Here is an 11,957-nt window from a genome sequence, read left to right on the forward strand (position 1 = left end):
ATTCTTCATGACCAGCGACAACATCAGCCCTGCCGACCCGCTCGGGGTCGAACCGGCAATCACCGACGACACGATCAAGATGCTCACGGAGAAGCGGGACGAACTGCACGTCCGCATGGAGCAGGTGCGCATCGCCGCCGACCAGGAAATCGCCATGCTGAAGGACAGGGCGCGGCAGCTCGACTGGTTGATCCGCGTCGGCGAGCAGCGCCGCGTCCCCGGCCAGTCCGGGCCGGAGCAGATCATGTGCGGCTGCGGCCGCGTAGCGGTCTGGATGACGGGTTTCGGCTACTACCACGAAGTGAACGGCGAGCAGGTCCCGGCCGGTGACGCCTGCAAAGCCGACCCTCGTCCCATCCTCGCCACGCCGGCCCGGCTGGAAGACGCCCCGGCCGCATGAACAGCAAGCTCATGCTGGCCGTGAACGCGGACGGCAGCGCCGACCTGACCGTGATCGACTACAACGCGTGGCCCGGCCCGTACTGGTACGTCGTCGTGGACGACACACCCGCCTGCCCGGACCGGCCGTTGCCGCTGCCGTACGCGATACACCAGTTTCAGCGCTACGCCCAGGAGGCGATCGACGGCAAGACCGGCGAGGTCGTCGAGATAGCCCAGTGCACCGAAGAGGACCTGCGCTGGGCCGGAGTCCCTGTGTCAGGAGGCGACGAATGAGCCGCTACAACGACGACACGGGCCTGTGGGACTGCGGCATCCTCGTCATCGCCGCTGCCTCACCTACGGGGACGGCCAGGACAGTGGCGGCGGCGTTCGCGGCGGCCGATGAGACGATCGACGAGCTCGCCGCCGCGCTGGGCCGCAAGCCGTCGAACGTCCAGCCTCCGAAGGACTGGCTCATGGACTGGAACGACGACGAGGGTCCCACCTTCGACGACGTCCTGGCCACGCCCGAAGCCAGCGAGGCCGTTCAGTGAAGATCCGTCCCATATGGCAGAAGGCATTCGGCCTTGGCCTCGTCGCCGGTCTGGCCGTGTTGTCATTCGTCAACGCGGGCGTGTTCTCGTTCATCACGGCGCTCGTGGCATGGATCATTGGCGCGCTGCTGGGGGTGGTCGTCGGCGCCGAGGGCGGCCGCCGTGACAACGCCAGGCGAATCGAGATGCTGGAGCAGCAGTACGAGCACGCCCTACAGACCGCGCGCACAGCTGTACACGGGCACACCGAGATTGCGGGGCGGCTGTATCGCGCGGAGGAGGACCTGCGCGCGGCACACGCCGATCAGGCGCGACTCCGCGCACAGCTCGACGAGCTCGACCAGCCCGACGAGTTGTCCGAACTGGTCGAACTGGACCAGCCAGCGGCGGAGGCTCAGCCGCAGCCGTGATCGACATGATCAGCAAGGTCGCAGACGTGGTCTGGGACGTCCTGGCCGTGGTCGGCGCCCTGACGGTGCTGGCCGCGGCCGGGGTGTCCTGGTTCGCCTGGTCCTCCCATCGGAAGGACCAGCGCCGCGCCAGGGCCCGCCGCGATGAGCAGGCATGGACGCACACACCGGACGCTGTCCGCGGCCCTGCTGGTCTGCCGCTCTGGCTGGACTTCGTACGCGACCACAACCTGCACAAGATCGATATACCGAAGGATTGGAAATGACGGCCCCCCGTGTCGCAGGCTGCGACATATCTCTGACAAGCACTGGCCTAGCCTTCAACACCGGCTGGTGCGCCACGGCCGGGCGCGGCAGCATCACAACGCTGCCGATCGGCGAGCGCACCACCGCGATACGTGAGGCTGCCGACAAGATCCTGCTCCACCTCGACACCGCCGACCTGGTGCTCGTCGAGAAGTTCGTGCTCGCCCGGGGCAAGGCTGGCGCGGGTGGCGCAGGAGAGCGGGCCCACCTGTACTACCTCGTCGTAGATGCGCTGATCCACCGGATTGGCATCCCGGTGGTGGAGGTTCCGCAGTCCACGCTGAAGATGTACGCGACTGGGCGTGGCAACGCCCCAAAAGATGAGGTGAAGGACGCGGTGGCACGGCGTCTGCCCATTTTCGTGACCAGGGGCGTCAGCGACATGTGCGACGCAGCCATGCTGGCGGCGATGGGCGCCGACCACCTCGGCCACCCGCTCGCCACCATGCCGGCGGCGCATCGCAAGGCTCTGGACACAGTGACCTGGCCGGGGGCCGTGGCAGCATGACGCCCCTATTGGCCCTGCGTGCCGTCTTGGCAGTGATCGTCGCCTCTTCGTGGCATACCTACCTCGACCACAAGCCGATCGGTGTGATCGTCTTCATCGTCGGCATGATCCTCTTCTTGCTCGTCCCGTACTACCGGCTCATGGGCGTCACCCGCGACGACGATCCCGAGGGCTGATGGACCAGCCCAACCTCGACGACGAGCTCGGCGAACCCGTGGTCGTGGACGGCGAGGTCGTCGGCTACCAACTCCCACTCCCTGAACCCAAGAAACCACCACGTGAACACACCCGCCCAGGCACACGACACAAAGCGTAAGCGGAACCGCAAACGATCTAAGTCGCTAGCGCGACGGACCGCGATCTGGTCCCTCGACGGCGCCACGCTGCTGGCCGTCGTCGAGGGACCGGTCACCCCCGAAGACATGGCCGCCGCGCGGATGCTCGCCCTCCGCGCCACCCAGAGCACGACCTGACCAGCAGGAGGACCCATGTCCGTCACCGCAGCCGACGTCATCGGCGAGGTGCTCGACCGAGGCGGGAGCCCGGCCGATGTGCTGGCCGCGCTCGCCCACGCCGGTATGCCTGTCCTCGAACCACTGGACGAGCTGGAGCCTGGGTGGCTCCCGACCACCCGGTATGGCCTGCAACTGGTGCGGCACGCCGCCCGCCTCACCGCCGAGGGCCAGACCTGCGAGGAGATCGCGGCCGAGCTGAACAAGAGCACGCGATCGGTGCAGCGCTACCTCGCCGCCGCGGTGCACTACGGGCTGCTCTACGCCCAGCGCCGGCAGAGGAGTCGCTGGTGAACGCCGCGGCGCAGCGGCGCGCGATCGCGGAGGCCGTGGCGGAGCTCGCGCGCCGTGTGTACGAGCGGGACCAGCTCCCGCCCGAGGAGCGGTCGGACCCACGCGCGTTCGCCGCAGAAGTCGTCACGGGCATGCACGGCCACGGCTGGCGGCTCACCAACGCCAGACGACGAAGCTCGTGGATCTCCACGCCCATCCGCGACAACACCGCCACCACGGCGCGTGGCGCCGCGATGGCCCGCCAGTTACTCGAGCGCGGCCCCAACAACATCAACGAGGAGGAAGGCACATGATCGACGACAAGGTGCCATTCGACCAGCACGGCAGCCTCGTCCGCGACCCCGGCCGGGTGACCGACGACACCGAAATCCACTGGGACTACCCAAAGCCGTTCGAAGCGCGGCTGCGCCTGGTCAAGACCAAGACCGCCATCGGCTACGGCAAGTACGTCACATGGGGCGAGGTCCACGGGATCCGCCGATTCCCCATGGCGATCGAGGACCTGATGCCGGTCGTGCGCGGCACGCTCATCGACCACGGCGTGGTCGAAGCCTTCTGGATGCCGAAGATGCGGCGCGGCCGGCGCGGCGACGAGTACGGCATCGCCCTGCTGCCCAAGAAGCGGTTCCTGGAGCAGGAAGAACACCCGGAGGAAACCCCCGACGATGATGACGTTTGAGGAGACCGTGATCTACAACGCGGTTGGGCCGTCGCTGGCGAAGACCAGCGACTGGCTGAGGTTCACAGCCCGACGCAACTTCGCCCGGGACGTCCTGGCGGCGCTGAAGGCCAGCAATCTGCTGGTCATTCCCGCGCCCGCGGTGGCCAGAGTGCGCGCCGACGAGCGCGAAAGCGCGATTGCGATCGTCCTCGACGCGCTGGCCACGCCCGGTGCCGAGCTCACCTCCGACGTTCAGACCCTGGTCGACCGTATCCGGGAATGATCACTCGTGACCGCCCCTCAACTGCTCAAGCGAGCCTCCATCCGCCTGCTCGTCCGCGTCGTAGCCGAGGACCAGGGCGGCGGCGTGCTGTTCCGGCCGACCGGGCGCGGCCGCCTCGCGCTTGACGGTGCAGACTACGCCGTCGCACGTGAGACGTTCCGCGTGCCGTCCCAGCATGGCCTACTCGACGTAGAGCACCCAGAGCCCGGCGTGTTGAAGGTGCAGCTCACCCAGGCCGGACACGACTACCTCGACCGATACGAGGCCCGCCGCCCGGCCACGCGGAAGGTGGCGAGCTGATGGGCCGGGGTCACCCCTACGACCCAGGAGACGGGTTCAGGCTCGTTGAGGACAAGGGTGGACCCTACCGGCCGCAGCGTGTGGCTGCGGCGATGGCGAAGGCGACGACCCTGTCTGCGCAGTCACCCGCAAAGCGGAATCCGCGCCTTGCGGAGAGCCGGTCGCGATCGTGCTCGTCCAGCTCACCTCGTACCAGCTCGGCCGCTCCGGCGGCACGGTCGGCGTGCCGTTACCTCGACGAAGGTCAGGCGGCGGCGCGAGGCCGCAACCGAGCAGGCGATGCGCAAGCTGGCCCGCTTCTTCAACGGCAGCATGGAAGATACCCGGGGACCGAGCAGCAGCCGATAACGCTCACCGAGTGGCGGGGCGCATGCGGACTACTCTCTTGGAGAGGGCCCTATCCTGGGGTGATCCTTTCCCAAACATAGGATCTGATTACGTGCGGTCTATCAGACTCATTGAGTTGACGCCGTCGAAGATCGAGTGAAGGCGGCTACGGTAATTGAGGCCCCAAAGTTCTCCATCTTCGGTGACAAACCGATATTCCGGCTTAGTCAACGGGTTCGGCAGCGAGTTATAGGCCGGTTCGAAGTCTTTGTACTGTGCGGTAATTTTTACCGGGATTTCCTCGCCGTTTGCGCGGAAAAACGATCCCTGGCCGATCTCGTGCAATGCGCCCTCGCCAGGCATCGGCTTCACGCGGGTGATGTATACCGAGTGACCAACCATGTCGTTGGGCAACCTGACCTGACCGGAGCATTCGGTGTCGAGCTGCAGGAAGTGTGGTGTGAGCTTGGCTGTGCCTGTGATCCTGATGGAACCACCGTCGAGAGTAAGCTCCCGCTCGACACGGTAGCTGGCTACTCCCATCGTTGCCATGTTGATCCCGCCATTACGCATGGACGCTCCAGCTCCGCAGCATGTGCTGATAACGGGCGTCGCAACCACGCATGGATGGAAGTTCGGTGGGAGCTCATCGAAATTGAGGTCTACGTCATAGACCCCATTCGTGCGGAGCACCCCGGTCCCTGTGACCGAAAACTCCACATTGTTGATGTTCGCTCTCGCGTGGACATTGATAGGCCAGGGCATTGTGATCTGTTCGCTCAGATCAGCCTTTCCAGCGATAGTCATCATAAGCCTTCTCTTTCATCATTCCCGATAGGGACAACCTGTCAAGTTCCCTAGATATTGCCTCCCACACCCATGAGTCGCATACATGGCACGATCGGTAGACTTATTTCACCTGACGGAGGCAAACTGTTTTGATTACTGGACTTATGGTGCCCTGAGGTCGAGGCCAGGCTCGGTTGGGAAACCGAGTCATTACGTAGCGCGAGAGCGCGGTGCCCCTGATCTGATTACCCATCTTGGCGGTGCTGGGTGTACGGCGGCAGCAGCCACAACGGATACGTGCACGGAGCCGCGACCGTGTGGCCGACCGTGCTTTAACGTGGACGGCCACCAGCGCACCCTGCGCCTCCAAGCCCAGGTGGAGGCGTGATCAAGAACGCGTACCGGCGCCTGGCCCGCCAGTTCCACCCTGACCTGCACCCGGGCGACACCGCGGCGGCCGAGCGATTCAAAGAGGTACTGAGGCGCGTACGACGTGTTGTCCGACCCGCGTCAGCGGGAGACGTACGACCTGAGCGGACGCAGCCGCGGCCCGGATGACATTCGTAAGCGGTACCGCATACGGTGTGGGCTCGACCACTTCCCTCGGTGGGCGGGTCCCCGCTTCATGTTTCTGGAAGGGAAGGGCGGCGCACGTATGCCGTGGTTCAGGGTCGATGACGGATTCCACTCCCACCCCAAGACGCTCGTGTCGCGGCCGGCCGCGCTCGGGTTGTGGGTGGTGGCGGGGTCGTGGTCGTCGGCGAACTTGACCGAGGGGTTCATCCCGGATGCTGTGCTGCCGCGGCTGATGCCCGGCGCGAAGAAGCACGCGAACGAGCTCATCGCCTCAGGGCTGTGGAAGCGCGTGGAACGCGGCCCTGACAGAGGGTTTGCGTTCCATGACTGGTGTGATTACAACCCTTCCGCTGATGAGGTGCGCAGCGACCGCAAACGTGCGCGTGAGCGGATGAGGAACCTGCGTGCGCGACGCAGGCGAGACGAGGATCTAACAGGGGAAATAGAGGGGAGCGCACTGACAGCACCACCGGACGATCATGGAGGTGTTCGCGCGAACAACGAGCGAACGTTCGAGCGAACTTCGGAAGAAGTTCGCAACCCCGTCCCGTCCCATCCCGTCCCGTCCCGTGAGAGCTTCTCTAATCAGTCATCCATCCCGCCGTACCCCCCGCGCGACCAGGACGACCAGATAGACGGACAGGACTTTTCCCATGTAGATGAGATGGTGATACGCGAGCTCGCTCCGCTCGCCGCGCAACCAATCACCGCCGCCCAGGCCGCACAGATCAGGCGCGACATCCTCGCCCGCGCCCGAGGCGCGGTGAAGAACCCCCACCGGTACATCCAGAGAGCGCTCCGAAGCGACCCCCACCAGTACCTGCCCCAACCACCCCGACCCGAGCACCGCGGCGCAGGCCGCATGTGCCCAACCCACCCCTACATGCCCGAACCCTGCCGAGCCTGCGCAGCCGACCGCCTCGCCGCAGACTGACCCAGCACCACCCCGAAACCCGTTACCGACACACCACGCCAGACACCACCTGACCGTCGATGACGGGTTTTCGCATGCGCACTACAACAGGCATCAACGGACACCGCTCAGAACACCACCAAAAGACGTGTCATAGTCCACACGGGCGGTTGAACACCACTAGAGCAGTACGCAGAGACCACAGCAGCACCACAAGCGCTCACAGGCGACCACAGCACACCAACCAGTAGTACCAACACCACCCCCAGAAACAACCCGAGCCGGAAGATGCCGGCGGCGGGCCGGAAAGTCGGTGGCTGTGCGCTTCGGTGCGGCGTGGACCGTTGCTCTGGCTAACTATTAGCGAGCCTAATTGAGTTATCTAACCGTGATATTCATGCAGAGATCGTGAATATTGCCAACAAGTCGATAACTAACACTTGACGCCATGTTGTGCGTATAACAGGCTTCCGATCATGCAAATTCGATCACTGACCAGGGCGGCGGGGGGCGCGCTAGCAAGCGCCTCACTCGCTGCCGCACTGGTCATCGCAGCAGGAAGGGCGGCACCCGACGTGTTCGGGATCGCCGCCATGGCCACCGACCCGCCTACCGCGTGCCCGACGACGGAACCGCAGGTGCAGTGCATCATCGGTCCGCACGGTCCGGCAGGCCCCCAGGGTCCGGCAGGTCCGCAGGGTCCCCAGGGCATCCCCGGTCCGACCGGTCCCCAGGGCTCGCCTGGTCCGGAGGGTTCTCCCGGTCCGCAGGGTCCCAAAGGTGGCCGGGGCCCGCAGGGTCCGAAGGGTGACCCAGGTCCGCAGGGTCCGGCAGGCCCACAGGGTCCCCAAGGTGAGAAGGGTCCCACCGGTCCCGCTGGTTCCCCCGGTCCTGTCGGTCCGACGGGCGCGCAGGGCAACCCCGGCACGCCCGGACGGGACGGCACTAGCAAGGGTGGCACCATTGCCACGCCCACGCCCGGCAAGAGCGCATCCAGCGTCCGCCATAGTCCGTCACCATCGCCGAGCGACAGTCCCGCCGGGGGCAAGCCAGGCGCGGCGATCGACGCCGACAAGGCAGCCGACGACACCCCCGCCGCGTGGTGGCGCGGGCTAGGTGCGGCCGGAGTGCTGCTGCTCCTCGCCGCCACACTGCTGTGGTGGTACGCGAGGCGACGCAAGGCCGAAGACGATGCGACCAATTCCGTTAGCGGTAGCGCTGGCGCAAGCTGAATCCGCCCCCGCCCACCAGGGGCAAGGGACATTCCTATCGAAAGGGCAGCAAGATCATGGCAACCAGGGCCACCGGCAAAACCAGCACCGCCACCCCCGCCGCCGACGCGCCGAACCTCACCCCCACTGAGGTGGTTGAGGACGCGATTGCCGACCTTCAGCGCGCCATCGAAGGGCATACCAGCAACAACCCGTTCGCGCTGGTTTACCGGCTTACTGGCTCGCGGCTGACGATCGCCGAAGTCGTCGCCATCCGCTCAACTGGTGCGACGCTCTACAGCGGTCCGACGCCCGCCGTCTTCGCGGCCAGTACGCCGAAGCCGACCGACGAGGAGCGCGCAGGCTGGTACTACGTGCCCGCCCGCGCCGGAGCCGCCGACCGCATCGCGCGGGGCTGTGGCCTGCTGGGCGTCACCCCGGATCACGTGCTCGCCATGTGGGCACCGGGCGCATCGGACCTGTCCGCACTGGCTAAGGCCAAGGACCCGTTCACGGAGGCCGAAGCCCTGTCCAAGGCAGCGGAGGTCAAGGCCGCCGAGAAGGTCAAAGCCGAGCGCGAGCGCGTGATCAAGAAGTCCGTTACCGACGCTGTCACGCTCGCGAACCTCGACCTCGACACCCTGCCCGCTTGGCGGAAGGCGATCGAAGCGGGGGCAGACGTGGACGCGCTTTCCGAGGCGTGGACTAACGCGAAGTTGACCCCGCCCGCCGACGAGTCGGCCGACCAGCAGTAGCCCCGCTGCGCACCCCTGATCGGGGCAGGGGCCGCCCCCTATCACCAGCCCAACGCCACATTGGGAGAGACATGAACGAGCTACGAGCCGCCGCCATCGATGCCGCCGCCGCCGCCCATGACGCGTCCACCCGCTACCGGGGACACGGCGACGCCTGCCCCGGCTGCACGCTGAACCGCAAGTGCGAACTGTCGGTAGACCTCCAGGAAGCCGCGTACGCCGCCAGCCAGGCGGCCCGCGCCGCACTCCTCACCTACCTACCGGCCGGAACACTCGTGACCTACAAGGGCGCGGCGGCCCACCAGCACGGCGAATGGTGGGTCGCCGACACCGACCGTTCCACCCTGCACGGCGCATACCTCCTGACGCGCCCGCACGGCCAGGTCATCCAGCGCGTCCCCGTGGCTGACCTGGCCCCCGGGGACGAACCCATCCCGGACACTAACGGGATTCTGGCCGCCGTCCGTGAAGCCGTCGCCGAGCTGTGCGGCATCCTGGCAGCCTGCAATCTGCCGCTACCGGTGATCGTGGACGTGGACGGTCTGGGGCGCGTGATCGTCACGTACTCGTCCGCCGTGTATGTGCGGACCATGGCCGCAGCATTGGCGCGTAAGCAGTCCACGACCAGCGAGGCCAACGAACGCGCGTCCTACGCGATCGCCGCGCTCCGGTCCCTGAGCAGCATGCGGACGTTCGCGCGCACCGGGGCGTTGACGCCCATCACCGTGGCGACAGACGCCGCGCGCAGGACGCGCGAGCAGATGCAGAAGCCGACCAAGCGCCCCACGCAGACGTAGCGGCACGACGCCGATGCGAGCCCCGCGCGCCAGCCAGGCGCGCGGGGCTGTCGCGCGTCCAAGATCACCCCCCGGGGGGCCGGTCCTCAGAAGGCTGGCGGACCGAAGTTGGCTTGGTTCGAGCGGAAACGAGTTGATCTTGTACTGTGGTGGGTCGTCTCGGGAGGTGGGTGTGTGGTGGCTGGTCAGGCGTGTGTGGGGCCGTGCAACGAGGGGTCGCGCGAGCGGTGGGCGGCGTTCTTGGAGGCTCGGGAGGCTCATGCGGATGCGGTGGATCGCTGGGTGCGGGAGGGCGGGAATGGGGAGCCGCCTGCGGAGCCGGTGGAGCCTTCGCTGAGTTGGCGGCCGGGGGAGCCGCTTGTGTGTGCCCGGTGTCGGGCGACGACTCGGCGGGCGTTGATCGCGGTGCGTGATTTGGCGGCGGTGCGCGCGGCGGAGGCTGATGGTCTTCGTCCTGCGTCGAGGTGGTCGAGGGTGTCGGGGACGCGGCCGCATGGTAGTCCGTCGCCGGTGGTAGATCTGCTGGACGGCCTGACGGGGGATCTGCTGAGGTTCGAGGCGGCGTATCTGCGTGCGCGGCGCTGGCCTGAGGCTGCGTCGGCTGGTCGTGGTGCGGAGGCGCGCGGCCGGGCGGTTGCGCTGCTGGTGGAGTATCTGCCGGGGGTGCTGGCGCTGCCGGAGTTGACAGAACTGGTCGACGTGGTGCTCTGCTGGGAGCGCCGTCTGCGGGAGGCGCCGGATTGGACGCCGGCGCGGTGCCGGTGTGGTGACCGGAATCTCTGGTGGGACGCGAAGGTGGGGTATTTCGTGTGCTCGGCGTGCGGAAATCACGTGAGCGCGGTGGAGGAGCGGGGCCTGGTCGCCGACGAGGCGGGCGCCTGATCCGCCGCTGCCCTTGGCGGGCACCCGTCTTGGCCTGTACTCCGCGCGCCTTTTGATAAAACGATCATCACTCTGATTATGGTCATCATGTGGCTTCAGAAGAGTTCTACGTCACGGCCGCGCAGGTGCTCCCGACTCTGCTGATCGCCTTGTCGGTGGAGATAGGTTTTATCTTGCAGCGGCTGCTGCGTCGCGGCATCAGGCATCTGGACGCATACGAGGAGACACGCTTCGAGGATGTGATGGGCTCTGTAGCCCGTTGGTTCACGGTCAACCTAGTGCTCGGGTGCGCATTTCTGGTTGGTGAAGTGCTGGCGTTCCTGTCGATCGGATTCCGGTGGTTCAACTCCTGGACTTGCGCGTTGATCGGGCTGTGTGTGTTGACCATGACTGTTGGAGTCGTCGTTGTTCCGCTTGTGAGCGCTGTGCGGGTCTACACCGCAAAGGAATAGTCGGTTCAGGTCCTCCGGGTTGCTGCAGGATGGACCTGGAATCGGGCGTTAGCGGTTCTGCTGACGTTGCGGCTGGCCAGCGTGGTGTGTAACACTTCGTGCGGGCAGGTGATCTATGCCCGTCGCGCGGTTCGACGCTGCGACCTGCGGAAACCCTGACGAAGTGCTGAGAGCGCCTCTAACAAGATCACCTTTCCGCCCATCTCCTGCTATGCGGACACGCGAGATCGCTCACGAGCGTTGACTATGACACGTCGATTCGCGTGATCACGTGTCCGGAATCGCCTAGTAGGTCCACGATCGCGACCATTGCGGGGGTGAGACGTGCACCCAGCGACCGCCCGCCAAGCCGCCGCCCGGCTCGACCGCGAACCGGGCACCATCCGGCAGTGGGCCCGCCGCTACCAAGCGCGTGTCCTCGGCTGGGCCGGCCGGGAGGTCGTCTACGACTACGACGACGTGGCCACGATCGAGGGCTGCATCTGGCGTGGCGATCCCGTCCCCCTGACACCTGAGGCCCGCGACGAGCGCCGCGCGGAGCTCCGCCGCGCCGTCTGAACAGGAAGGCCCCTCGTGAAGATCAACAAGCGAATCGTCGGCGCCGAGCGCGCCCAGCTCGCCGCGGCGATCGGCGAACGGTACGCCGGCGGCGACTCCGTCCGCGAGATCGCCGAGTCCATCGACCGCTCCTACGGGTTCGTCCACCGCCTCCTCGAAGAGGCCGGCGCCGAGCTGCGCCGCCGCGGCCGCAGTCGGCGTGCGACGAAGATGACCGCCCTGGCCGAACCGACCGCGTGACCCCGGACCAGGCCGCAGCCAAGGTGGGGGAAGGGCGGTTTCCGCCGGATGATCGGGGGCCGACGAACACGTTGGATGCCCGCGGTCGGCGAGTGGTCCGTGTGGATCGTCTGCTAGTGGTGGAGCAGGCGATGCGGGCGCGGCGATGCAATCGAGGGGGTACGGATAGGCGGGGTTAGTCTTCGGTCTGCCTGACGGCAGGCCCGTTCTGGGCTGAAAATCGGGGTGGTTGCCCGCCGACGTCGTCT

The 11,957-nt window shown here is 66.6% G+C and carries 22 protein-coding genes; 21 read left to right on the top strand and 1 reads right to left on the bottom strand.

Going from position 1 to position 11,957, the window contains the following annotated elements:
* Positions 1-7 precede the first annotated feature (7 nt).
* The 13 genes from DQW85_RS42800 (at position 8) to DQW85_RS42850 (ending at position 4,209) form a co-directional block, all read left to right on the top strand.
* Entirely contained in the window at positions 8-400 is a 393-nt protein-coding gene (locus DQW85_RS42800; RefSeq protein ID WP_113705456.1) for a hypothetical protein, read from the top strand.
* The gene (locus DQW85_RS42805) at positions 397-675 is read left to right on the top strand and encodes a hypothetical protein (RefSeq protein ID WP_113705457.1); all 279 of its coding nucleotides are present in this window, start codon (positions 397-399) and stop codon (positions 673-675) included. The genes DQW85_RS42800 and DQW85_RS42805 overlap by 4 nt, the downstream gene beginning before the upstream one ends.
* A complete protein-coding gene (locus DQW85_RS42810) occupies positions 672-935 on the top strand; it encodes a DUF6197 family protein (protein WP_113705458.1) in 264 nt (87 codons plus the stop codon). Before DQW85_RS42805 ends, DQW85_RS42810 begins: the two co-directional genes overlap by 4 nt.
* The gene (locus tag DQW85_RS42815; protein ID WP_113705459.1) at positions 932-1,345 is read left to right on the top strand and encodes a hypothetical protein; all 414 of its coding nucleotides are present in this window, start codon (positions 932-934) and stop codon (positions 1,343-1,345) included. Before DQW85_RS42810 ends, DQW85_RS42815 begins: the two co-directional genes overlap by 4 nt.
* Entirely contained in the window at positions 1,342-1,611 is a 270-nt protein-coding gene (locus DQW85_RS42820) for a hypothetical protein (RefSeq protein WP_113705460.1), read from the top strand. Before DQW85_RS42815 ends, DQW85_RS42820 begins: the two co-directional genes overlap by 4 nt.
* Complete coding sequence (locus DQW85_RS42825; protein WP_113705461.1) at positions 1,608-2,159, top strand: RuvC family protein; 552 nt, start codon at positions 1,608-1,610, stop codon at positions 2,157-2,159. The genes DQW85_RS42820 and DQW85_RS42825 overlap by 4 nt, the downstream gene beginning before the upstream one ends.
* Positions 2,160-2,191: 32 nt before the next feature.
* Entirely contained in the window at positions 2,192-2,335 is a 144-nt protein-coding gene (locus tag DQW85_RS45355; protein ID WP_162795849.1) for a hypothetical protein, read from the top strand.
* A 102-nt stretch (positions 2,336-2,437) separates the two neighbouring features.
* Positions 2,438-2,632: a hypothetical protein gene (locus DQW85_RS45360; protein ID WP_162795850.1), complete on the top strand. Its 195-nt coding sequence runs from the start codon at positions 2,438-2,440 to the stop codon at positions 2,630-2,632.
* 15 nt (positions 2,633-2,647) lie between these two features.
* The gene (locus DQW85_RS42830; RefSeq protein ID WP_113705462.1) at positions 2,648-2,965 is read left to right on the top strand and encodes a helix-turn-helix domain-containing protein; all 318 of its coding nucleotides are present in this window, start codon (positions 2,648-2,650) and stop codon (positions 2,963-2,965) included.
* Positions 2,962-3,258 (top strand): hypothetical protein, encoded by a 297-nt coding sequence (locus DQW85_RS42835; RefSeq protein WP_113705463.1) that lies wholly within the window; start codon positions 2,962-2,964, stop codon positions 3,256-3,258. Before DQW85_RS42830 ends, DQW85_RS42835 begins: the two co-directional genes overlap by 4 nt.
* Positions 3,255-3,644, top strand: coding sequence for a hypothetical protein (locus DQW85_RS42840; RefSeq protein ID WP_113705464.1), 390 nt, complete (start codon positions 3,255-3,257; stop codon positions 3,642-3,644). The genes DQW85_RS42835 and DQW85_RS42840 overlap by 4 nt, the downstream gene beginning before the upstream one ends.
* Before the next feature lie 7 nt (positions 3,645-3,651).
* A complete protein-coding gene (locus tag DQW85_RS42845; RefSeq protein ID WP_162795851.1) occupies positions 3,652-3,909 on the top strand; it encodes a hypothetical protein in 258 nt (85 codons plus the stop codon).
* A 6-nt stretch (positions 3,910-3,915) separates the two neighbouring features.
* Positions 3,916-4,209 carry a hypothetical protein gene (locus tag DQW85_RS42850; RefSeq protein ID WP_113705466.1) on the top strand — a complete coding sequence of 98 codons (294 nt, stop codon included), beginning with the start codon at positions 3,916-3,918 and terminating at the stop codon, positions 4,207-4,209.
* 435 nt (positions 4,210-4,644) lie between these two features.
* On the opposite strand, the gene DQW85_RS42855 is transcribed toward DQW85_RS42850, so the two are convergent.
* Positions 4,645-5,346, bottom strand: a complete 702-nt coding sequence (locus tag DQW85_RS42855) for a hypothetical protein (RefSeq protein WP_162795852.1) — start codon at positions 5,344-5,346, stop codon at positions 4,645-4,647.
* Positions 5,347-5,709: 363 nt separating this feature from the next.
* Here DQW85_RS42855 and DQW85_RS47430 point away from each other — a divergent pair, with 363 nt between their 5' ends.
* From DQW85_RS47430 to DQW85_RS42890, 8 genes are all read left to right on the top strand, one after another.
* Positions 5,710-5,883, top strand: a complete 174-nt coding sequence (locus DQW85_RS47430; RefSeq protein ID WP_420819223.1) for a DnaJ domain-containing protein — start codon at positions 5,710-5,712, stop codon at positions 5,881-5,883.
* A 67-nt stretch (positions 5,884-5,950) separates the two neighbouring features.
* Positions 5,951-6,835, top strand: coding sequence for a hypothetical protein (locus tag DQW85_RS42860; protein ID WP_240197793.1), 885 nt, complete (start codon positions 5,951-5,953; stop codon positions 6,833-6,835).
* 1,267 nt (positions 6,836-8,102) lie between these two features.
* The gene (locus tag DQW85_RS42865; RefSeq protein WP_113705468.1) at positions 8,103-8,780 is read left to right on the top strand and encodes a hypothetical protein; all 678 of its coding nucleotides are present in this window, start codon (positions 8,103-8,105) and stop codon (positions 8,778-8,780) included.
* A gap of 71 nt (positions 8,781-8,851) precedes the next feature.
* Positions 8,852-9,577 carry a hypothetical protein gene (locus DQW85_RS42870; protein ID WP_113705469.1) on the top strand — a complete coding sequence of 242 codons (726 nt, stop codon included), beginning with the start codon at positions 8,852-8,854 and terminating at the stop codon, positions 9,575-9,577.
* Positions 9,578-10,087: 510 nt separating this feature from the next.
* Positions 10,088-10,459, top strand: coding sequence for a hypothetical protein (locus tag DQW85_RS42875; RefSeq protein WP_113705470.1), 372 nt, complete (start codon positions 10,088-10,090; stop codon positions 10,457-10,459).
* A gap of 89 nt (positions 10,460-10,548) precedes the next feature.
* Complete coding sequence (locus tag DQW85_RS42880; RefSeq protein ID WP_113705471.1) at positions 10,549-10,911, top strand: hypothetical protein; 363 nt, start codon at positions 10,549-10,551, stop codon at positions 10,909-10,911.
* Positions 10,912-11,235: 324 nt separating this feature from the next.
* The gene (locus DQW85_RS42885) at positions 11,236-11,469 is read left to right on the top strand and encodes a hypothetical protein (protein WP_113705472.1); all 234 of its coding nucleotides are present in this window, start codon (positions 11,236-11,238) and stop codon (positions 11,467-11,469) included.
* Between the two features lie 15 nt (positions 11,470-11,484).
* A complete protein-coding gene (locus DQW85_RS42890) occupies positions 11,485-11,709 on the top strand; it encodes a helix-turn-helix domain-containing protein (RefSeq protein WP_113705473.1) in 225 nt (74 codons plus the stop codon).
* Positions 11,710-11,957 lie beyond the last annotated feature (248 nt).

Source organism: Nonomuraea lactucae (assembly GCF_003313395.1).
Taxonomy (GTDB): Bacteria; Actinomycetota; Actinomycetes; order Streptosporangiales; family Streptosporangiaceae; genus Nonomuraea; species Nonomuraea lactucae.